This is a genomic window from Maribacter aquimaris (assembly GCF_014596745.1).
Lineage (GTDB): Bacteria > Bacteroidota > Bacteroidia > Flavobacteriales > Flavobacteriaceae > Maribacter_A > Maribacter_A aquimaris.
In genome coordinates this window covers 134,681-157,921 of record NZ_JABTCF010000002.1, presented here as the reverse complement: position 1 = coordinate 157,921, position 23,241 = coordinate 134,681, and the positions used below count along the sequence as shown (strand labels likewise).

Annotated in this window: 19 protein-coding genes; 11 read left to right on the top strand and 8 right to left on the bottom strand. The window is 41.3% G+C overall.

The annotated features are described in order from the left end of the window. The first annotated feature begins 41 nt into the window (after positions 1 to 41). Entirely contained in the window at positions 42 to 1,220 is a 1,179-nt protein-coding gene (locus HPE56_RS04840) for a Pycsar system effector family protein (protein ID WP_188242648.1), read from the top strand. Between the two features lie 23 nt (positions 1,221 to 1,243). Here the strand turns inward: HPE56_RS04840 and HPE56_RS04835 are convergent, their stop codons facing one another. After that, on the bottom strand, positions 1,244 to 3,616 hold the full coding sequence (locus HPE56_RS04835) for a GAF domain-containing protein (RefSeq protein ID WP_188242647.1): 2,373 nt from the start codon (positions 3,614 to 3,616) through the stop codon (positions 1,244 to 1,246). Positions 3,617 to 3,728: 112 nt separating this feature from the next. On the opposite strand from HPE56_RS04835, the gene HPE56_RS04830 reads away from it, so the two are divergent. Continuing rightward, positions 3,729 to 4,634, top strand: a complete 906-nt coding sequence (locus tag HPE56_RS04830) for a metallophosphoesterase family protein (RefSeq protein ID WP_188242646.1) — start codon at positions 3,729 to 3,731, stop codon at positions 4,632 to 4,634. A 46-nt stretch (positions 4,635 to 4,680) separates the two neighbouring features. Here the strand turns inward: HPE56_RS04830 and HPE56_RS04825 are convergent, their stop codons facing one another. From HPE56_RS04825 to HPE56_RS04815, 3 genes are all read right to left on the bottom strand, one after another. After that, positions 4,681 to 5,409, bottom strand: a complete 729-nt coding sequence (locus HPE56_RS04825) for an energy transducer TonB (protein ID WP_188242645.1) — start codon at positions 5,407 to 5,409, stop codon at positions 4,681 to 4,683. A 475-nt stretch (positions 5,410 to 5,884) separates the two neighbouring features. Then, positions 5,885 to 7,471, bottom strand: a complete 1,587-nt coding sequence (locus HPE56_RS04820) for a Gfo/Idh/MocA family protein (RefSeq protein WP_188242644.1) — start codon at positions 7,469 to 7,471, stop codon at positions 5,885 to 5,887. A 95-nt stretch (positions 7,472 to 7,566) separates the two neighbouring features. After that, on the bottom strand, positions 7,567 to 8,055 hold the full coding sequence (locus HPE56_RS04815) for a DoxX family membrane protein (RefSeq protein WP_188242643.1): 489 nt from the start codon (positions 8,053 to 8,055) through the stop codon (positions 7,567 to 7,569). Between the two features lie 204 nt (positions 8,056 to 8,259). On the opposite strand from HPE56_RS04815, the gene HPE56_RS04810 reads away from it, so the two are divergent. After that, on the top strand, positions 8,260 to 8,907 hold the full coding sequence (locus HPE56_RS04810; protein WP_188242642.1) for a hypothetical protein: 648 nt from the start codon (positions 8,260 to 8,262) through the stop codon (positions 8,905 to 8,907). 47 nt (positions 8,908 to 8,954) lie between these two features. Here the strand turns inward: HPE56_RS04810 and HPE56_RS04805 are convergent, their stop codons facing one another. Then, a complete protein-coding gene (locus tag HPE56_RS04805; protein WP_188242641.1) occupies positions 8,955 to 9,521 on the bottom strand; it encodes a TlpA family protein disulfide reductase in 567 nt (188 codons plus the stop codon). Positions 9,522 to 10,055: 534 nt separating this feature from the next. Between HPE56_RS04805 and HPE56_RS04800 the strand changes: the two genes are divergently transcribed. Further along, positions 10,056 to 10,451 carry an acyl-CoA thioesterase gene (locus tag HPE56_RS04800; protein ID WP_188242640.1) on the top strand — a complete coding sequence of 132 codons (396 nt, stop codon included), beginning with the start codon at positions 10,056 to 10,058 and terminating at the stop codon, positions 10,449 to 10,451. Positions 10,452 to 10,613: 162 nt separating this feature from the next. On the opposite strand, the gene HPE56_RS04795 is transcribed toward HPE56_RS04800, so the two are convergent. Then, on the bottom strand, positions 10,614 to 11,378 hold the full coding sequence (locus tag HPE56_RS04795) for a DUF481 domain-containing protein (RefSeq protein ID WP_188242639.1): 765 nt from the start codon (positions 11,376 to 11,378) through the stop codon (positions 10,614 to 10,616). A 94-nt stretch (positions 11,379 to 11,472) separates the two neighbouring features. Between HPE56_RS04795 and HPE56_RS04790 the strand changes: the two genes are divergently transcribed. From HPE56_RS04790 to HPE56_RS04760, 7 genes are all read left to right on the top strand, one after another. Continuing rightward, positions 11,473 to 12,261: a 3-keto-disaccharide hydrolase gene (locus tag HPE56_RS04790; RefSeq protein WP_188242638.1), complete on the top strand. Its 789-nt coding sequence runs from the start codon at positions 11,473 to 11,475 to the stop codon at positions 12,259 to 12,261. A 109-nt stretch (positions 12,262 to 12,370) separates the two neighbouring features. After that, positions 12,371 to 14,023, top strand: a complete 1,653-nt coding sequence (locus tag HPE56_RS04785) for a hypothetical protein (protein ID WP_188242637.1) — start codon at positions 12,371 to 12,373, stop codon at positions 14,021 to 14,023. Positions 14,024 to 14,310: 287 nt separating this feature from the next. Next, positions 14,311 to 15,027, top strand: coding sequence for an aquaporin Z (gene aqpZ, locus HPE56_RS04780; RefSeq protein ID WP_394355032.1), 717 nt, complete (start codon positions 14,311 to 14,313; stop codon positions 15,025 to 15,027). 79 nt (positions 15,028 to 15,106) lie between these two features. After that, on the top strand, positions 15,107 to 16,423 hold the full coding sequence (locus HPE56_RS04775; RefSeq protein ID WP_188242635.1) for a gluconate:H+ symporter: 1,317 nt from the start codon (positions 15,107 to 15,109) through the stop codon (positions 16,421 to 16,423). Between the two features lie 8 nt (positions 16,424 to 16,431). After that, a complete protein-coding gene (locus tag HPE56_RS04770) occupies positions 16,432 to 16,899 on the top strand; it encodes a RidA family protein (protein WP_188242634.1) in 468 nt (155 codons plus the stop codon). A gap of 5 nt (positions 16,900 to 16,904) precedes the next feature. Beyond that, on the top strand, positions 16,905 to 18,017 hold the full coding sequence (locus HPE56_RS04765) for a D-TA family PLP-dependent enzyme (protein WP_188242633.1): 1,113 nt from the start codon (positions 16,905 to 16,907) through the stop codon (positions 18,015 to 18,017). 1 nt (position 18,018) lies between these two features. Next, positions 18,019 to 19,083, top strand: coding sequence for a dipeptidase (locus HPE56_RS04760; protein ID WP_188242632.1), 1,065 nt, complete (start codon positions 18,019 to 18,021; stop codon positions 19,081 to 19,083). 20 nt (positions 19,084 to 19,103) lie between these two features. Here the strand turns inward: HPE56_RS04760 and HPE56_RS04755 are convergent, their stop codons facing one another. Next, positions 19,104 to 19,487: a HEPN domain-containing protein gene (locus HPE56_RS04755; RefSeq protein ID WP_223170192.1), complete on the bottom strand. Its 384-nt coding sequence runs from the start codon at positions 19,485 to 19,487 to the stop codon at positions 19,104 to 19,106. Positions 19,488 to 19,601: 114 nt separating this feature from the next. Next, positions 19,602 to 23,132, bottom strand: a complete 3,531-nt coding sequence (gene nifJ / locus HPE56_RS04750; RefSeq protein WP_188242631.1) for a pyruvate:ferredoxin (flavodoxin) oxidoreductase — start codon at positions 23,130 to 23,132, stop codon at positions 19,602 to 19,604. Between the last annotated feature and the right edge of the window lie 109 nt (positions 23,133 to 23,241).

The following is a 23,241-nucleotide window of genomic DNA, read 5'->3' as shown; positions in this document are numbered from 1 at the left end:
AATCTAATTTTTGTAATTTGGCTTACTATTAAATGCTATATATGTCGGATATAATCGAGAAAACTAAATCTTTTGTTACAGGTTTATTGACTAGTAAGTTAGACCCCAACTATTTGTACCATAATCTAACCCATACCCGACGAGTCGTTAAAAGTACTAAAGAAATCCTAGATTCCCTCAACCTTGGGGACAAAGAGGCCGAGCCCCTGATCCTGGCCGCATGGTTGCATGATACCGGCTATACACAGGGTGGTGAAGACCATGAGGAAAAAAGTGTTGCCATTGCTGGGGAATTCCTTGAAAAACAGGGGTATGACAAGGAAGGGATCCAAGAAATCGGCAGCCTCATCCTAGCCACAAAAAGAGACCATATACCAACAAACCTTAAAGAGGAAATAATAAGGGATGCAGATGCCTCCCATTTTGCGCAGAACAGTTATTTGGAAACCTGTGAATTATTGCGGGAAGAGTTGGCGCTCTTGGGGATTGCCAAGTATAGCCAAAAAAATTGGATCAAAACCAACATAATGCTTTTGGGAAACGAGCATGGATACTATACCGATTATGCCAAAGAGCATTGGCAGCCCGGTAAGGACAAAAACCTCAAACGACTCAATAAGGAATATAAATCGATTAAGACTATAGCAAAAAAAGAAGCCCTAAAGGCCAAATTTAAAAGTGAAAGTCCAGATCGTGGCATACAAACATTATTCCGTGTTACCTTAAAAAACCACTTAACCCTAAGTAACATTGCCGACACCAAGGCAAATATTCTACTCTCTGTCAATGCCATTATTATTTCCATGGCATTATCGAACCTGATTCCCAAACTCGATAATCCATCCAACAATTATTTGATCATCCCTACCGTGATTTTTGTTTTTTCCTCTGTTGTTTCCATGATTCTGGCCGTATTGGCGACAAGGCCCAATGTGACAAGTGGCGAATTCAGCAAGGAAGATGTTGCTAATAAAAAAGTAAACCTCTTGTTCTTTGGCAATTTCCACAAAATGAAATTATCGGAATACGAATGGGCAATATCCGAATTGGTAAAAGACAAGGATTACATCTATTCCAGCTTAACGAAAGATCTTTATTACTTGGGATTGGTCTTAAACCGAAAATATAAGATTTTACGTTGGACGTACACCATATTTATGATCGGCACCGTAATTTCCGTCATAGCCTTTGCTGTTTCTTTTCAGTTAATTGGAAAATGATAGCTGAAATACATGGACTATGCTCATGCCTTAAGCTCATCCATTAAATCATCGTAGGTATACGTTTTTCCGTCCCCACTATCTTGCTTATAAAGAATTTCGGCGCGTATTGCCTTAAGTCCGGTCACACCCTGTAAACCTTCCAGTTCAACAATTTCTATATTATTGGTGAAATATCCTTTTGCCTTTAGGAAGCCTATATATCTCAGGTATTCCAATTCCTCCTTCTTCTGTGAATATACAATGGAGAGCTTTCCACTTTGCGTTAAACGTTCGTTGGTACCCTTGATATAAGATTTATCAATACGTTTCTTAATGACCTCGTAACGGGCATTGTACGTCCCATCCACATCAAATCGTTTCTCATCCAAACGGAAACGTATCGAAAGTGAGGTACTATATACCAATAAAAGTGACGCCACATCCAAAGGAACCGCTAATTTTGATTTTAGCTTATAGTGGGTGTTTTCCATATCGCACATTACCTGTAATTGCCATAATCGCAGGTTACTCAAATACAGGGTGTTGAACGGTAACTGACCGGCGATGGATTGCCCCACATACATGTTGTGCTCAACCCCATCGGTTTTATACCGTTCAAAGTAATGGGGAAACATCGCTTGGGCATCTTCTTGTTTCTTATCGATGACCGAAGCAAGTTTCTTATTGATCATCATTACACTATCATCATATTTCTTACGATGATTGTAATAGGTCTCGGTTTTGGGATCAATCACCTCTTCATAGGCCAAGATCATCCTTTCCAATTGTCCATCCGAACTTTTCAGATAATCGAAAATCGGGATAACTTCTACTTTTATAAAATCAAATATGGCTTGCTCACTATTGGTATTCAGAACTTCCTCGATTTCTTCCAATAGATTGTTGATCCTGAAAATCAGCTCTTCATAAATGGGCAACTTTTCCTTTTCCCAAGCTACCGTCATTATCTTATTGATTTTCGAAAGTTGTATGATCAAATCTTTCTGAATGGACAAATTCCTAGCCTTTGAAGAATCCTTAATATCTATTTGGCCATATAAAGGGTGTACATCCTTAAATACGATATCATTAAAAGAAGGCTGTTTTCCATCAAATTCATCCCAAATAAACCGTTTTGCCTGTTCTTTGAACTTCCAATATACCGATGGGTGTACCGTGGTACATTCCTTTTGGATGACGGCATCGATCAAATTCTCCTCCTCTGCGGCTGAGCGCATTACCGCGGTAACGATATAAGGCATTATGTCCCCTAATTTTTGGGCATTAACACTGTTTAGTCCATTGACCTTGGTTGAAACCAACTCTAAAATACCCAAAAGCTTATCCCCATTCGAAATGGGTGCAAAAATGGCACTTTTGATACCTTGCTCCTTTAGACTTTTTGCGGGTAATTCCCCCTCACACATTTCATAATACTTATCCACATTGGCAACCGTAAAATAATCGTGTTGGTCCAAAAGCTTACTGTATGACCTTTGGCATAAGGTAGCGGAACAGGTTTCCATCATTTTATCATGCAGCAAATAACTGGTCATTTCCTTACTGTGGAGTTTTTCAAATATATCCTCGTCAGGATTATAACCCACAAACCCCACCTTTAAATCCTTCATATTAAAGAACGACCTAAAAACATCCTGTAGGTTATTGATGAAATTATCACTAACCCTTTTATCCCTGGAAATAAGACTGGATTTAATCTCGGATATGGAATATTCCGTAGTGGCATCGAACATATTTGAAATCACAAATCCCCTAGCGATAAAACTACCTGGTGGAATCTTTTCCTTCCATACCTCCACATTGTCGAAATTATCCAATAATTCATCAACATCTTCCTGCGTAAGTTTATTAGCCTTCTCGGTAGGAATCAATTCCATAAAATCGGCATTATAAAGAATGCGATAATGTTTCATTACCCCATTTTCATCAGGAATATCATAAAAAAGCGGGCGTTTAAAATCGAGGTTGAAACCGTAATAAAAACTTAAGATTATGGTACAACCCATGATATAGGTGAGATGTTCAGGAACCCCTCGCGCCTTCAGTTCAAAATCGTCCCCAGCCGCTTCCAATATTTTCTTAAATCGTTGGGAGCCGCTAAAGATCAAATCGTAATAAGGTAGGGAAGCTACCTTGATCTCGTTTTGGGTCAATACCTCAGAGAAGGAATCCTGCAAAATAATCTCTATGACCTTTTCGTATTTCTTAAGCAAGGAAGGGTCCTTAAAACCTTCCCGAAGTTCAGGATATGGCGCCTGTGCCTTTAAAACGTATTTAGCTTTGGAAGCTAAATACTCATCCTTGCTTTCCGCCATTCGATCATACACTTCCAACAATTTGTTGAAACTGATCAAACGGTCTAAAGGAAATTCATCATCGTAAAATTGTCCCATACACAAGCTTTGTCTCTAATGGACCTACAAAATTACAAAATACTAAACGATTTTTATCTTGCCAACCCTAGGTCATTCCCTGTTTTTTAGGATATTTATAGAAATTTCAGGCATGTCATCGAATTTTAGATTATCAAGAGCTTATACGAATGCTAAAGTGGTCCCGTTTGACGACACTTCAAAATTCATTCTTTTTAGTGATTGCCACAGGGGTGACAATAGTTTTGCCGATGAATTTGCCAACAATAGAAACATTTATTTTCATGCCTTAAGGCATTATTACAATAACGGATTTCAATACTGTGAGATTGGTGATGGGGATGAACTTTGGGAAAACCTTTCCTTTGAACCGATTTTTGAAGCCCATAAGAACGTTTTTCAACTGCTACGTAAATTCCATCTCGAAGAGCGTTTACACATGCTATGGGGAAATCACGATATGGTCTATAAGGATGAAGCCTATGTAAAAAAGAATCTTTCGAGTTATTTTGAACCTATTGACAACAAGGACAAGGAACTGTTCGAAGGCATTAAATATCATGAAGGGGTCATCTTAAAACACAAAGACACCCAACAGGAACTCTTTTTAACCCACGGACACCAAGCCGATTGGTGGAATTACACGTTTTGGAGATGGGGTCGTTTTTTGGTACGGGTATTATGGAGGCCCCTACAAGTATGGGGCATTGCCGACCCAACGAGCCCAGCAAGAAACTACAAGGAATTGATCAAGGTAGAAAGACGTATTAAGAAATGGATATTGAAGAACCAATTAATGATCACTATCGTAGGACATACCCACAGGCCTCGATTCCCAGAACCCGGTGATATTCCTTTTTTCAATGATGGTAGTTGTGTCCATCCTCGTAGCATTACGGGTATCGAAATAGAAAACGGGACTATATCCCTTATCAAATGGCAAATTGCCACCAAGGATGATGGCACTTTGCAAGTTGTACGTATACTGCTGGAAGGGCCTCAAAAACTAATCGATTATCAAATAGCTTTAGAAGAATAACCCTTCCAACAGTTCCGTAGTGTTATTGGGGGAACTTATTTACACTCTATTGGTCAGCCAACTTAAAGTTAACCGGAATACTGTAAGGTACGGTCACCGCCCTACCCCTTTGCATTCCTGGGGTCATTTTTGGCAAGGATGATACGATCCTACTAGCTTCTTTTTCCAATCCTGGATCTGGACCACGGGTTCTGATAGCATCAATATATCCTTTGGAATTTATGGCGAATTGTACGAATACCCTTCCTTGGATACCCATTTCAGCAGCCACTTGTGGATATCTGAATTCCTTTCTAATATGTTCCTGGATTTTTTGTTGGAAACACGCTTTACGTTCAGCATTTCCTTTGGCGCTTTCACAACCGGGAAATACAGGTACATTCTCAATAATGGCGAAAGGAACTGAAATCTCTTCCTCTTCCTCACCTACTTCAACATCATCAACCTCAACAATTTCCTCAATTACTTGATCCTGGCTCGATTCGGTACTTTCGATGACTGTCTCTTCGATTTCCGCTGCATCTTCCACGATTTCAATAATCTCTGGTGCTGATGGGGGTGGTGGTGGTGGTGGGGTTTTGATCTGTTCTGTAATAGGAACATCTTCCTTCAAATCCTCTACCACATTTAACATCTCAACTATCTTGTCTTGTTTCGGGTATGATTTAAATTCCAGAGCCCTCCAAGTGAGGAATAGGACTAAGGTTAAGCCTATGACAAAGTAGAGGCCACTATTTTTATTTAAATCGGCACTAGGGTTCTTCTTTACTTGCATGACATTTGTTTTATGAATTACCCAAAAGTACGATCATTATTGAGGTCTAAATATGATATTTATCAGTTTTGGACTAATTATTTTTTTGAATTCATGATCATTTTGATTTTTTTTAAGGATGTGTGAATTATAAGGGGGAACTACTGACAAATCAATCTATAAAAGGCATAAAAAGACAATGGATTTTAAGAATTCCTTATCATAATCCCCATTAAATCAACGATTATTAATTCCCATACTACCTAGTCGATAAAAAAAAGGAGGGTACCAAAAGAAATTTTAAACCATATTCTTGGTCGTGCAAAAAATCAAATTCATCGTTCTGCTACCCTAATTCCATATAGGTTGACAAGGCGCAAAAGATAATCTTTAAAGCATACCCCTACGAAGCCCAAGATAGAAATTAAAAAAAGCGGACCCTAAGGGGCCCGCTTACATCCAATTCAACAAATGTAATGAAAACATTACTTGATCCCTACAAGGAAGCAAGTAGCGCTTCATCAAAGTCAATTCCTTCTATAGGTTTTAATTTTCCTTGTTCAGGATCCCATTCTATGCGTCTTCCCAATTTATAGGATAGTCCGGCCATATGCGACGAAATCGCCTCTTCAAAGCCTTCTTTAACGCCACAACTCACCTTTCCACCATTACGGGTAGTACTTAACCATTCCCGCAAGTGCAAAAAGGTAGAATCTACCCGTGCACCATTGATATACGTCCACATCAACCCTTTATCGGCAAAGTATTGGGAGGTTGCCGAAGCTACCCCATCGGGAGTTGAAGCCCCAGGATTATATTGATAAATCGGCACTTCGGGATTCATTTTTCCAGATTCGATCATATCGGCATAGCGCGTTGACCGTCCATCGGGCCAGATGGTCAGTTCGTTCCCTAGTTCCAAAGTACCATCATGTCCCATTAAAATGGTTGGACGGCTAAAACCATTACCTAAGGTCGCACTGTACACAAAAGTCATTCCTTTTTCCTTCCCTTTAGGTTGGCTACTTCCGGTGCTGAAATTGGGATATTCCATATTTACCTGTAGCACATCCGGAACGTTTCTCCCATCCCTATGGGTATAAATCCCCCCAGAGGTCATGACTGAATTGGGTATACCCATATTCAAAACACAGTTCAATCGATCATAATCATGGGACAACAAATCACCTGAAAGTCCTGACCCATAGGCCCACCATTTACGCCATCTAAAAAAATGGTTCTTATTAAAGGGTATTTTAGGTGCAGAACCTAAAAACATGTCCCAATCTATAGTCTGCGGACTGGCATCGGGATGTATTTCATACATCCAAGCACCATTATCATCATTACGATTCGTATTGGTCTGTATCAATGATACATGTCCGATGGTTCCTTTGTGGACAATATCCTTGGCCGTCTGAAAACTCAAGGTCTGCCTATGTTGGTGACCTACTTGTAGCACGGCTTTGGAGTTCATGGCCACATCGCGTAAACGATAGGTTTCCGATACATTGTGTGTCATGGGTTTTTCAACATAGACATGTATATCGTTCTCCAAGGCATCAATGGCCATTGGTGCATGCCAATGATCTGGGGTGGCAATCACCACAGCATCGACCTTACCTGAACGGATCATCTCTTGATGGGTTCGAAAACGCTCCATCTTATTATCGGGCGTATTAAAGGATTTTAAGGCCTTATTCGCTCGGTAATCGAAAATATCACAGATTCCTGCCAAATGTACATTCAATTTATCTTGGGACTCAAAATCTGACAGCGCTGTATGTTTGGGGTCTTCCTTTGCTGCCATGCGCATTTTCTCTTTCCATTCCTCAGTGGCAAAACCCAAGGCCCGGCAAAGCTGTTCCCCCCGAATTCCAAAACCAATTACACCCACGCGAATGGGTTCGCCCCCAATACCAGGTACGGCCGACGGTAAGGATGGTTGTATGTTCAATTGCTCCAAAATGGCGGAACGTTCCTTTTTCTTGGCCACGCTACTAGCTGCACCGGCCCACCAAACCGCTCCCATTAGCGGAATACCGCCTAAACCCTTTAATGCGTCTCTTCTTGTAAATTTCATCTGTAGATCTTTAATGCTTTTAAGTGTTACATATATTTCGACACACATCCCATCTAACCTTTCGGCCCCCTAGGATGAAGCGTAATTCATATATATCAATTTGCGTGGGACAGTGTTTCTTTTTTATGGAACAAGCGCTGTAACCCAAAATAGTGGGAGGTTGGTATTTGATAGACCACCAAACAGGCGACAAGCTCAATCAAGTTCTTGTTTACGAACCAATAACTGCCCTCTACATTCACCTGTGCCACCCAAGGAAACGAAGGATGTGCCAAATAATACAGAGCCAATAATAAGGCCGCCACGATAGCGCCCCATTTCTCAAAAATGCCCAACAACAAGGTAAGGCCTACAAAAACCAAGGCTATCTTATTGCCCCAATCAGCCATACCCATGATCGAATCACCCGTCATCCAAATAAAAAAGGAACGGAAAGGACCCTGCGCTGAGGCAAGGTATCCAAATGAAGTCCAATCAGGATTGTATAATTTTATGATGCCTTCATAAAGAAAGTGCCATCCGATGAAAAGCCGTAAGAGCACCATACTATTTGTTAAAAACTTTTCATTTCTAATTTTTACCATACCCAGAAGATGTAAATAGGTTATACGTTTGGTTAGTCCTAAAGAAATTTAGACCCTTAAAAATACCGAAATTACCAGATAAACACAGTAATAAACATGATTTTTGTCAGGTTTGATTTCTGGTTTTAAGACCCATGGACAACTTAAAAACACGAAATTGCTTAAAATCATTATTTTAGCGCATATTTGCCTAAACACTACACCATGAAAAAAGTTTCCCTCTTCGCCCTTATGGGCCTATTGTTTATTTCCTGTTGGAAGGATAAAAGTCCTGAAGACCTAATTCGCCTTAAAGAACAGTTCAAATCACAGGTCAAGGATTTTGAACGAAAAAAGGAAAATGCAAATAAGAATGTAAACAAAGGGCTAGAAACCTTAAATGCCTTAAAAAGTGCCTTGGAGGACACCAAAAATGAAGATAAGGAATTCGCCAAAGTCTATGGTGATTGGGAAAAAGTAAACAAAAGGGTAGAAAACCTTAATAAGGAATATGAGGATTTAAAGGAAAAGGCTTCAAACCTTTTTACCGCTATGGAGACACAGACCAATAGTCTAAGTGATGAGACTGCCAAAAAAACCCTTTTAAAGGCGATCAATAAGGCCCGTACCAAATACAATGGAACCTTGGCCAATACATCAAAGGCTATTGACAAACTGAAACTATTACACGGGGATGCGGTAGAAGTGGTAAAGGCTTTGGAAGTGGCTGCAGCCCTTAATTCCTTTGACAACATAAACGATCAAATGAAGAGCATCGAAGGTCGGGTCGATGGCATTATGCAGGAGCTGAACGTTGCCGTGGTCGAAAGCAAGAAGTTGTACGAAAAAAAAATTACCGAATTGGGGGTATAAAACCTGACAACATACGTCAACCCGTTCCTTTCTTGATTATTGGAAATCTATTCCCCAATAAGGGTATCCAATGTGTTGCGTATTTTTTGGCTGTTCCAATCCGTCGCCCCCTGCTCCTTAACGACCACCTTACCGGTTTTATCAATGACATAATTTGTGGGAATGGTGCGTTCCAATAGTTCTGCAGGGGTTTCCATCCTTGGTAGCACCACTGGAAAATCAAATTTCTTTTTGTTCAAAAAAGCTTGGATGACATCGGGATCCTCATGGGTGATCAGTACAAAATCGACCTTATCCCCATAATCATCATACAATTTTTGGATACTAGGGAGTTCGGCCCTACACGGTGGGCACCAGGTGGCCCAATAACTTAAAAACGTCACCTTCCCCTTTCCTATCCCAATATCTGCCGGAACACCTTCCAAGGTAGCCAATCGATATGTAAATGGTTCTAATTGGGATTGTTCGTCCTCATCCATGGCAGATGGGGAGAACAAGGCCACACGGATTTTACTTATACCTTCCTGTATGGGCATACGGGTTTGGGGAATGATCATTAAAATGATCAGGACCGCAAAAATAATCGTGCTATAACTGGGTTTCTTCTTCTTCATGGGTAACAAATTTAGTCAATGTTGAACATTTCAATCCGTATCAACACAATACCGGGATTTTTAGTCGTAATCGACCTATCAAATTTACATGGCTATGATTGATATCCTAGAACAACTAGGGAAATTTTAATTGAATGACGTATATTTTATTCCTCTTTTTCTCAAGGAATAACCGATGACGCCCCCCTTTCCATAACATCCGTTTACCACATTTCGGGCATTTTTCCTCCCTACAGCTCCCCTTTATATGAGGTGTCCTTGTGTTAGAATGAACACCAATGCAGGTACCATTACTACCCCGTCTTTTCCATTGTCCCATTTTCCATCTATGCATGTAAATATAAACTGGGAAACATGCATTCGCCTAACCGATTGCCAGGGTGTTGACTCCTCATAATCAAAAAGAACTAAGGATTCCAGTACTTTTCGGTCATAACATTGTTATTTCAACAATCTTGCCTCAAGAAAATGATTAGTTTTGAGCATATTCTCATAACTAATCGTATTTTTGTTTCAACCATTTTGTTTTCAATTATGGAAGAGCATATAAAAAACAGTGAAACACGACAGTTTAAGGCCATTTTTCCGAACACATTAAATGCGAATGATACTCTTTTTGGAGGTCAGGCCATGCAATGGATGGATGAAGTAGCCTATATTACCGCTACACGTTTTACCCACCAACGAATGTTTACCGTCAATACTGAAAAAATCAGGTTCTTGAAAGCCATAGAGCCGAATTCCATAGTTGAGGTTGTAGGACGGATAGAAAGAGCACATCCCATAAAATTAAGGGTTAAGGTTGAAATCCATGTTGAAGAAATGTATGGACTAGGCCGTGAAAAGGCTATTGAAGGTGTTTTTGTATTTGCCTCGGTAGATGAAAACAGACGACCCAAAAAGATTGATTATGGCTTTATCCTTCATTAGACGGTAGCCTTTCAATGCTGTTCCCTGTCATTTGCGAGAATTTGCAGCATGTATGAATGGAGGTATGGCCCATATTTATCAAAGCATAAAAACCATAGTGTTTTTTTGGCCTGCAGACCTCATTGAAAATTTAGAAAAACATCAAAGACCCAGCCGTTCAATTTAAATATTAAAGGTAATCCCAACCTTAATGGTTGAGGAACGATCATCTTCCAATGTTGAAGAAAAATTCGTGTGAAAGTAATTATATAATGCCGAAAGGCTAATATGGTCGGTTAAAGGTATCTCTGCCTTAAGCTGACCCAAGACCCTATGGTTGCCTATGTCGCTGTAAAGGGGTTGAAAATAAACGGTTGAAACCAATTCAAGATGCATCTTTTCAAAGGTTTGTGTCAGGGACAGATAACTACTGTTCCTATGATTGTAGAACCATTGGTCGATACCGTTCAATTTTTCAATTTCATACATATATGCATTTCCAAAATAGGCTTTGGTCCTTTCCTTATTGATGAACTTAAAACGCATCCCCGCTCCCACCAGATTTCTGCTGATGATAGTCAATTGGGTATTGTTCTGGTTCTGTATAAAACCCTCCAACCTAAAAAAATCGGAAAGTTCATGATTGTAGCGGGCGTGGAAAAACCAAGCATTCTGAACATCCTTGTCATCGGTACGGACCAAACTATAATTCAAGACCAGAAAATAGATCTTTTCCAAATCCTTGGATTTAATTTGGGTAGAAATATTTGAATCAAACTGCAGAACATAATCACCATTATTATCGGTGTAGTTAAAAAGCAGATCGCTCTTGAGTACAAATCGGGTAGAATCGGTTTGCATTCGTTTTGCCTCTATGTTTACCAATTGGGCCTTGGCAGAAAGAACAGAGAAGAACAAGATTAAAGGAGCAATGTGCAATAACTTCATAGGCATGGTAATATAATAACAAAGATACTTAATCAACGTCTTACCAAATTTTATAATATATTTATACCTACACTTCCTAAAACCAACATAATTTATGAAACCTCAATACCTTTGGCTAGCCTTAGCCACTTTTACCATTAGTTTTAACGCCCAGGCACAACATCAATATCCCAACACACCTCCTGAGGTATCCCCAATGCCGATGAAACCTGAAATGACAGAGATTTGGGAACCTGAAGTACCCGTGGTAACACCAGCCAAAAAATTAGGCGATTCCCCTTCGGATGCCATTGTTCTTTTTGACGGCAGTAATTTGGACCAATGGGTAAGTCAAAATGACCCAACCCAACCCGCTCCATGGAAAATCGTGGACAATGACCATATGGAAGTAGTCCCAGGCTCTGGTTTTATCCAAACCAAAATGAAGTTCGGCGACTGTCAATTACATATAGAATTCAGTGCCCCGGACAAAGTGGAGAGCGATGGTCAAGGTCGTGGTAATAGTGGGGTGTTTTTTCAGAAACGATACGAATTACAGATTTTGGACTCCTTCAATAACCGCACCTACAGCAACGGACAAGCCGCAAGTATTTACAAAGACCACGCCCCCCTGGTCAATGCCATGAGGGGACCCTTGGAATGGAACACCTACGACGTGGTTTATACGGCCCCGCGCTTTAAGGCAGATGGCCGTCTCGATGCCCCTGCTAGGATTACTGTTTTCCATAATGGGGTTTTGGTACAGAACAACGTCACCATTAACGGATTAACGCTCTATACGGGCCTTCACCACTATCCCGAGGCCCATGGGGACGATGTGATCACCCTCCAGGACCACGGAAATAAAACCCAATTCAGGAATATTTGGGTGAGAAAACTATAGTTGGCCATACCACTTGACCATACCATCATTACACTGAATTAGGGCAACATCCTTAATGCTTGATTTTATCATCTTGTGACGCCACCAAGGCTTATACCAAAGAACCAATATGAAAATTCCAAACTCCTTTATTCCTTTCCTAATTACCATTTTTATCCTATCTCTAGGTCAACACGGGATGGCCCAAAATAAAACGACAGATACTTATGAAGGTTTGGTACAACTTTTTAAGGAGTGGCGAACTTTTGAAAAACCACCATTACGGGAAGGTGCTCCCGATTATACCGCAGGCACTTTTGAAAAACGCTGGCCAGCTTTTAATGACCTTCAGTCGAGATTATTGGGCATGGAGATTTCGGATTGGCCCATAGCCCAGCAAGTGGATTGGAATCTGGTAAAGGCTGAAATGAATGGTTATGATTTCAACCACCGCATTCTTAAACCTTGGGCAAGGGACCCTGCTTTTTATAAATCATTATGGATGGACCGGAGTGACGTACCTGCACATGAAGGCCCCACCCACCATGCCACAACAGAATTATGGACCTACGACTTCCCCTTGGATAAAGCGGAAAAAGCCCGATTGTTAACCGACCTCAGCGTAATTCCGCCCCTGAACGAACAGGCAAAAATAAATTTAAATGGAAATGCGAAAGACTTGTGGATTGCGGGTATTCGGGATATCCAATTCCAACGCAATGATTTAGAGGGACTTTTGGAACGAACAGAAATAAAAAAGGATCGCGCTTTGTCCAAAGCGGTACAGAACGCCATTCGCTCTACACAAAGTCTTATTGACTGGCTGCAAAAGGAAGCACCCTCAAAAACCGGTCCTTCAGGGATCGGAAAGGAAAATTATACCTGGTATTTACAAAATGTACATTTAGTACCATTGACCTGGGAAGATGAGGTGATGATTTTGAAACGCGAACTTGTACGGGCATGGTCTTCCTTAAAATTGGAAGAGCACAAAAACAGGGACCTGCCCCAACTCAAGGAGGTGAACTCCCCGGAAATGTATGCGGAAAGCGCTGAAAAATCAACACAGAGCCTACTAAACTTCCTTGAAAAAGACGAAATCGTAACCGTAAAGGAATATTTCGAACCCGCATTACGTCAGCATTTAGGACAATATGTCCCTAAGGAAAAACAGAATTTCTTCTGGATTATAGCCCACCATGACCAAAGACCCTTATATTCCCATTTTTACCATTGGTTCGAATTGGCACGAATGGATAATGAACCCCACGAAAGTGAGATTCGACGTGGGCCATTACTTTACAATATTTTTGATTCGCGAAATGAAGGAACCGCTACCGCAGTGGAAGAAATGTTCATGCAGGCGGGATTGTACGAAGACAACCCTAGGGTGAAGGAATTGGTCTATATTATGATCGCCCAACGTGCCGCAAGGGGTTTGGGGTCGCTTTACGCCCATGCCAATGAAATGTCTATGGAAGAGGCAGGTGGCATCCACTCCGAATATACCCCCCGTGGATGGATGAAAACAGAAAAGGAACTATTGTTGTTCGAACAGCATTTATATCTACGCCAACCTGGTTATGGCAGTAGCTATATAACCGGGAAGTACCTTCTTGAAAATGCTATGGCCGAGTTTGCACGGATGAAAGAATCCAAAAACGAACCTTTTGTGTTAAAGGAATTTTTTGATCGGTTGAATGCCATTGGCAATATACCTACGTCATTGGGTCAATGGGAGATGACGGGCAATAAGTCACATTTACTTCCCAAAATGAAGTAGTAAAGGGCAGGATGTATCGTTTTTAATCCTATGTTTAAATAATAAGATCCGTTTCTTTCAGAAAACGATGGCTATTTTTGGTTCCAATCGTCATTGATCGGGCATTGGCTTTGATCGCCCAAGCTGCTGCTGAAATACCATAGTGACCCCCTCTTGATCTTCATTTATATGGCAGGCCTTTATATAATTCAACTTTTGGCCAAACCAAAGTATTCAATAGCTCCTAAAATTCTCATTTCCGAATTATTAACACCATTCTTAATTTTTAAACCTTAGGGAACACTAACATAAATAAATCATTAACTAAAACATTACAAATGAAAAAATTAGTAGCAGAATTTATCGGCACCTTATGGCTGGTACTTGGTGGTTGTGGAAGTGCCGTACTGGCAGCAGGTTTCCCTGAATTGGGAATTGGGTTTGTCGCCGTGGCACTTGCCTTTGGTTTAACGGTGGTCACCATGGCCTATGCCATAGGACACATTTCCGGTTGTCATCTGAATCCGGCCGTGTCTATTGGCCTATGGATGGGAGGACGTTTTGAAGGCAAAGAATTGGTGCCCTATATTATCGCCCAGGTTTTAGGTGGTATCGCAGGGGCAGGTATCCTATTTACAATTGCCTCTGGCCTACCCGGATTTGAGCTTGGCGGATTCGCGGCCAATGGCTATGGAGAACATTCTCCCGGTGGTTATAGCCTACTCGCTGCCATGGTAAGCGAAGTGGTTATGACGTTTATATTCCTGTTTGTCATTTTGGGAGCGACACATTCCAAGGCTCCCAAGTATTTGGCTGGTTTGGCCATTGGTCTTTGTCTTACCTTGATCCACCTCATCAGTATTCCGGTCACCAATACATCGGTTAACCCAGCCCGAAGCACGAGTCAGGCCCTTTTTGTAGGGGATTGGGCTTTGGACCAACTTTGGTTATTCTGGGTCGCACCCATTGTCGGAGCCCTACTTGCAGGAGTAGTATATAAATATTTATCCCCAGAAAAGGATTAAAAAAAAAGAGGGGCTAATGCCCCTTTTTTTTATCTAAATGTTATATTTAATGATTATCTCTTAATTAATCCCGTTTTTTATGCCACTACTCATTGTAATCTTAGGAATACTATTGCTTTTTTTACTTATTGCCCAATTTAAGCTCAACGCCTTTATCTCCTTTATCATTGTATCCCTTGTTGTCGGAGTGGCCGAGGGAATGGATTTTATCAAGGTTCTCGATTCCATCCAAGCGGGTGTGGGCAAAACGTTGGGATCCTTGATCATGATATTGGGTTTTGGTGCCATGCTTGGTAAATTGGTGGCCGACAGTGGTGCCGCCCAACGCATCACAACCAAATTAATCGATAAATTCGGCAAAAAGAACATTCAATGGGCTGTAGTCCTCACTGGATTCATCGTTGGTATTCCCATGTTTTACACCGTAGGTTTCGTAATTCTTATACCCTTGGTTTTTACAGTGGCAGCAGCCACAGGATTGCCTTTACTCTACGTAGGACTTCCGATGTTGGCCTCCCTATCAGTCACTCATGGGTATTTACCTCCCCATCCGGCCCCTACGGGAATTGCGATCATGTTCAATGCCGATATTGGTAAAACCCTCTTGTATGGTTTAGTGGTAGCAGTACCTGCCATTGTAGTTGCCGGGCCTTTATTTTCGAGGACCATCAAAAACATAAAGGCTACCCCACTTCCGGAATTTGTGAACCCCAAGGTACTCTCTGAGGATGAAATGCCCAGTTCGGCAACCAGCATCCTTACCGCCCTGTTTCCCGTAATCTTGATTGGGATTTCGGCCCTGGCCAATCTGCTCCTACCCGAGGAAAGTATTCTTCTGAAAATCATCTCTACAATAGGCAACCCGGTTATTGCCATGCTACTATCGGTACTTTTGGCAATTTTCACCTTAGGCTTGAACCGCGGACGCACCATGAAAGAGGTCATGGATTCAGTTTCACACGCGGTAGCCGGTATAACCATGGTTTTGTTGATCATTGCGGGGGCAGGAGGGTTAAAAGAAGTATTAATCGACAGTGGAGTAAGCCAATATATTGGCGACTTAATGAAAGGTTCCACGATTTCACCCTTACTCCTAGCATGGTTGATTGCCACGGTCATTCGTGTTTGTGTTGGTTCCGCAACCGTGGCAGGCTTAACCGCGGCGGGTATAGCCCTGCCCCTATTGTCGTCGTCCGGGGTGAGTCCGGAATTAATGGTTTTGGCCATTGGTTCGGGCAGTTTGATGTTATCACATGTCAACGATGGCGGATTTTGGCTCTATAAGGAATATTTCAACCTTTCAGTCAAAGACACCTTGCGCACATGGACGGTTATGGAAACCACCGTTGGCGTAATGGGACTTTTAGGTGTACTTGTTTTGGATATATTTATTTAAAAAATCATATGGAAAATTTACCTTCAGAAAGAATTAAGGCCTTAGGGCTGCTTCTGCCACCCGCACCACCACCCGCTGGCTTATACAAACCTGTTTTGGTGGTCGATAATTTCCTTTATGTTTCAGGCCAGGGACCTATGAAGGCCGATGGCAGTTTAATGGTCGGTCGCGTTGGTGAAGATCTTAATCTAGGACAAGGTAAATTGGCGGCGGAACAAGTTGGACTCACTATGTTATCGACCATAATGACCCATTTTGGTTCCGTGGACAAAATAAAACGGATAATCAAAGTATTGGGTATGGTGAATTCAACACCCGATTTTGGCCAACATCCATTGGTTATCAATGGTTTCAGTGAGCTCATGGCCGATGTCTTTGGCAATGAAAACGGAGTCGGGGTACGCAGTGCCGTAGGTATGATGCTTCCGGGAAATATCCCTGTAGAGATAGAAGCAGTATTCGAATTACACAAATAATGATTATGCAGAATTCAAAATGGTATCAATTAAATGACACCTCCGAAGTAATTTCCCCTTCCTTATTGGTTTATCCTGACAGGGTTAAAAAGAACATTCAACAAATGGTTGAAATTGCCGGTGGTACCGAGTTCTTACGGCCCCATATAAAAACGCACAAAATGGCCGAAATTGTGCAATTACAGATGGATGCAGGAATCTTCAAGTTCAAATGTGCCACTATTGCCGAAGCTGAATTGCTTGGCCAATGTGGCGCCAAGGATATTCTCTTGGCCATGCAACCTGTCGCAACCAATATGCATCGATTTTTCACATTGATGGAAACCTATTCAAAATCCAATTTCTCTACCTTGGTCGATAATTCCAAAACCCTGGATGCGTTCATTGACAAGGCGAAATCAAAAAGCACTACAATTGACCTTTGGTTGGATATTGACAATGGCATGCATCGCACGGGAATACCTGTTGGATCGACGGCTGAAACACTTTATGAAAGGATGAGTGGCAATCCCTACATAAACCCAAGAGGATTGCATGCCTATGACGGCCATATTAATCAATCCGATTTCGATGAACGAAAAAAAGTCTGTGATGCAGCATTTGAACCTGTTTCAAAATTAAGACAAAGATTGGAAAGCAAAGGCTTAGGACCCGTTAATATGGTCATTGGAGGAAGTCCCACCTTTCCCTTCCATAGCAAAAGGGCAAATATTGAAACATCGCCCGGCACAACATTATTATGGGATGAACGTTATAGTACTATATTAAAGGATATGTATTTTCTTACGTCATCTGTATTAATAACCCGAATCATCAGCAAGCCCGGATCCGATTTGCTTTGTTTTGATTTGGGGCATAAATCGATTGCTCCCGAAATGCCATTTCCAAGGGTAAAAATTTTCGGATTGGAACATTGTGAACAGATAGCCCAAAGTGAGGAACATTTGGTGGTTCGCTGTGAACATGCCAATAACTATGAAATTGGTGATGACTTTTATGCCATTCCCATGCATATTTGTCCCACAGTGGCAAAATACGAAAGTGTTTCCACTGTTGAGAACCACAAAATAACCGGCTCTTGGAAGGTCGCTGCGAGAAACCAAAAAATTACGATCTAATATGTTTGTATTTGATGCACATTTAGACTTGGCCATGAACGCCATGGAGTGGAACCGGGAATTAACATGGCCGGTAACGGCCATTCGCACAAGCGAAATCGGTATGACCGATAAACCGGATCGCAATAAGAATACGGTATCATTACAAGACATGAGACGCGGGAATATCGGACTTTGTGTGGCGACGCAAATTGCGAGGTTTTCCAAAAAGACCAACCCACTTCCCGGATGGAAATCACCCCAGCAAGCCTGGGCACAGACCCAAGGCCAATTGGCTTGGTATAAATCCATGGAAGATATTGGCGAAATGGTTCAAATACGCAATCTTGAACAACTGAAGGCCCATTTACAGCTTTGGGAAACTCCCAAAGAAAAAAAACCGATAGGTTATATTTTAAGCTTGGAAGGAGCCGATTCCATTATTTCCACACACTATTTGGAAAAATCCTATGAACAAGGGTTACGGGCGATTGGTCCAGCCCATTATGGCCCCGGTACGTATGCCCAAGGTACCAATGGGGAAGGTGGAATAGGAATTAAAGGCAAGACGCTTTTAAAGGAAATCGAGCGCTTAAACTTGATTTTGGATGTTACCCATTTGAATGACCAAAGCTTTTGGGAAACCCTTAAAATCTTTAACGGACCCGTATGGGCGAGCCACAACAACTGTCGGGCCCTCGTAGACCACAATAGACAATTCTCCGATTTACAGATCAAGGAGCTTATTAAAAGGCAAGCGGTCATTGGAATGGCCTTGGATGCCTGGATGCTGGCCCCAAATTGGATTAGAGGTATATCGACCCCAAAAGGACTTGGTGTAACCCTTCATAACATGATCGACAATATGGACCATATCTGTCAATTGGCAGGAAACACAAATCATGTGGGTATAGGAACCGATTTGGATGGAGGTTTTGGAACAGAACAATGTCCTTCAGACCTCAATACGATTTCCGACATTCAAAAAGTTCCTAATATGCTTCAAAAAAGGGGTTATTCCCCGAATGATATTGAAAACATTATGCACAAAAACTTCTTAGGGTTCCTAGAAAGAACCTGGAAATAAATCCTGAATGCTTGTTTAATCTATTGTACGATTACTTTTTCCCGTCTTAAAAAAGTATCCAAACTATCCGCGATGTCAAAGCATCTGCTGAACCGTGAAGAGTCATTGCAGAATCTTGATTCATCCTTATGGACATTACATTTGAACCCGGAAAGATTTACTTCTGAAAAATGTGGGTTAATGATCTTGCATTCCTCAAAAAGATTCTCTATTGAATCATTAGGGCTAGTTTCTATATCGTTTTCCATAAGAAAACCCCTTAAATAATTTAAAATAGCACATTGGGCATGATTACAAACCAATTGTGCTACCACATCTTCCTCTGGCCTACACAACTCTTTGTTGGCCTCCTTTAGTTTTTCCACTGCCTCTTCGTACAGTTTTTTGGATTTATCTTCCATCATTGATATGATTTTATGATTAAACTTTGTTCCATACATCCTGAACTAAAACAATCCAGAATGTATGGTTTCAAAAAACAAAGTCAATTTTTAAAGTAATTACACTTATACTTCGGACTACATTCCTCTATATAGCTCCAATTTTTCCCATCTAGAGTCCACTTCTTCCTGGGCTTGTTTAAGAAGTTCAGCCCCTAATTCGGCATTATCCTTAACAACTCTGGAGAAACGTGTTTCCATATACATAAACTCCTCTAATGGTGCTGATGGTGCTTTGGAATCCAATTTAAACTTCTTACCTTTTGGTTTTGCAGGATCGAATCTAAATAATGGCCAGTAGCCAGTTTCAACCGCTTTTTCCTGATGCATTGCCCCATCCTTAAGATCGTAACCATGATCGTTACAATGTGAATAAGCAATGATCAATGAAGGTCCATCATAAGCTTCTGCTTCTTCAAGCGCTTTCAGGGTTTGTAAATCCTTGGCTCCGATCGCTATTTGGGCAACATAAACGTTTTGATAAGAAACCGCCTGTAAGGCTAAACTTTTCTTTCCGGTACGTTTTCCTGCCACGGCGAATTTCGCACTTGCTCCCAATGGTGTTGCTTTGGACATTTGTCCACCGGTATTGGAATAAATCTCTGTATCCAAGACCATGATATTGATGTTCTCACCAGAGGCCAATACGTGGTCAACCCCACCGTAACCTATATCATAAGCCCAACCATCACCTCCGAGTATCCAAACCGATTTCTTACGTAAGTAATCCGTCAACTGCGATAGCTTTTTGGCTTCAGGTTTATCTAAATTAGCCAACTTGGCCCTAAGCTTATCAAGGTTTTCAAAATTTTCTTGTTTTTCAGCCTCTGTTTTTTCTGAATTGTTCAAAATGGCCTCGATCAATTCGCTGCCTACCTCAGATTCAAGACTTTTCAATAAGCTGACCGCTATTTCCTGTTTTTTGGTCAATGCCAACTTCATACCCAATCCGTATTCGGCATTGTCCTCAAATAAGGAATTGGCCCATGCTGGTCCTCTACCAAATTTATTCTTCTTATAGGGTGTTGTGGGTAAGTTACCGCCATAAATGGAGGAACAACCTGTAGCGTTGGCTATTAAAATACTGTCACCAAACAATTGGGTCAATAGTTTAATATAAGGTGTTTCACCACAACCAGAACAAGCTCCGGAGAACTCAAACAATGGTTCAAGGAACTGAGATCCCTTGACATTGGTGATCTGTAATGCTGATCTGTTATAATCGGGAAGGTCAATAAAGTAATCCCAATTTTGATCTTCGACAGTCTCAACTTCGAGCTTATCATGCATGTTGATAGCCTTGAATTCTGGATTCTCCTTACTTACAGCAGGACAAACAGCTACACAAAGATCACAACCAGTACAATCCTGGGCAGAAACCTGCAATACATAGGATTCCTCGGCACCATTAAATGGTCGACCTTTGGCCGGAACCGATTTTAAGGTTGAAGGCGCGCCTGCCAATTCTTCATTGGAAACCACTTTGGCCCGAATAGCGGCATGTGGACAAATGGCCACACACTTATTACATTGTGTACAAATATCCTCACCATCCCACACCGGCACGTTGATCGCAATACCACGTTTCTCGAACTGGGTAGTTCCTGTTGGGAACGTACCATCTACGGGGAAGGCACTTACAGGAAGCTCATCACCATTACCAGCCAATATTTTTCCAAGTACTTCTTTTACAAATGGATCGGCATCACCGGTCATCATTGGTTTAAGCTCGGCATCACTTGTGACTTGTTTAGGATAATCGACTTTTTGAAGGTTCTCCAAGGATTTATCCACTGCATTAAAGTTCATTTGAACAATGGCATCACCTTTTTTAGAATAGGACTTAACAATAGCCTCCTTAATTTTCTTAATGGCCTCATCTTTAGGAAGCACACCGGAAATCGCAAAGAAACAGGTTTGCAAAACCGTATTCGTACGCTTACCTAAATTAACGTCTTGGGCTACTTTAGTGGCATCAATTACGTAAAAATCCAATTCATTCCCAACAATCTGCTCTTGCATTCTTTTAGGAAGGACATCCCAAATGGCATCTTTATCAAAAGGAGAGTTCAATAAGAAGGTTCCTCCCTTTTTGATACTTTTTAAGATGTCGTATTTTTCAATGAAATTAAATTGATGACAAGCGATAAAGTTTGCCTTATGGATTAAATAGGTAGAATAGATAGGCTCTGGCCCGAAACGCAAATGTGATACGGTTTGTGCCCCGGCTTTTTTAGAATCATAAACAAAATAACCCTGTACATAGTTATCCGTGGTTTCCCCAATAATCTTAATGGAGTTTTTGTTCGCTCCTACCGTACCATCAGCACCAAGACCATAGAACATACAGTTAAAGGTATTCTTGACAGTTTCCAATCTGCCTCCTAGTGGAAGACTTTTAAATGAAACGTCATCATTGATACCCACTGTAAAGTGATTCAATGGTTGCTCCCTATCCAACTCATCATAAACCGATTTTACCATGGCTGGATCAAATTCTTTGGAAGACAATCCGTAGCGGCCACCAATAATTTGTGGCATAGCCCTATCACTTTCCATAAAGGCAGTGACAACGTCTTGGTAAAGTGGTTCGCCCAAACTACCTGGCTCTTTGGTTCGGTCTAAAACAGCTACTTTTTTAACTGTTTCCGGTAAGGCATCAACAAAATGACTAATTGAGAATGGTCTAAAGAGACGCACGATAATCGCACCGACTTTTTCCCCATTTTTCACCATGGTGTCAATAGCCTCCATAACCGGACCTTGACCAGAACCCATGATAACGATAACTTTTTCCGCCTCAGGATGCCCTACATAATAGAACAAACTATATTTTCTACCTGTATGTTTGTAAAATTCATCCATTGTATCTTCAACAATCCCAGGAACCTTATCATAATAAAGGTTTGCAGCCTCCCTTGCCTGGAAGAATACATCGGGGTTTTGTGAAGTACCTCTAAGAACAGGATTATCTGGGTCCAAAGACCTATTTTTATGTGCCATTATTTCGTCTTCCGGCATCATATCGATTATAACGTCGTCTGGAATGGAATCAATTTTGGCAATCTCATGGGAAGTCCTAAATCCATCAAAAATATTCATGAATGGAATTCTTGATTTCAAAGTAGCAACTTGGGAAATCAACGCCATATCCTGCGCTTCTTGTACAGAGCCGCTAAACAACATGGAAAATCCTGTTTGACGTGCTGCCATAACATCGGAATGATCCCCGAAAATCGACAATGCGTGAGTAGCAATAGTCCTTGCTGCGACATGTATTACAGAAGGCAATAATTCCCCTGCCATTTTATACATATTAGGAATCATTAGCAACAACCCTTGGGAAGCGGTGAATGTCGTAGTCAAAGCACCTACTTGTAACGAACCGTGTACTGCACCTGAAGCTCCTCCTTCACTTTGCATTTCCACGATCCTGGGGACATTGCCCCATATGTTTTCCAGTCCTTTTGAGCTATACACATCAACATGCTCGCCCATGGGCGAAGCTGGTGTGATGGGATAAATGGCACAAACCTCATTGGTCTTGTGTGCCACTCTTGCAACCGCCTCATTCGCGTCACAAATTAACTTTTTGGATTTTTTTTCCATGATGATTTTCGCTTGTTTTTAAGACACCTAAGCAAAATCAGGGAAAGGACCCTATACGATTTGCAGAAACCTATTGCCGAGGTATCGGTTTTAAAATTTCCATAAAATT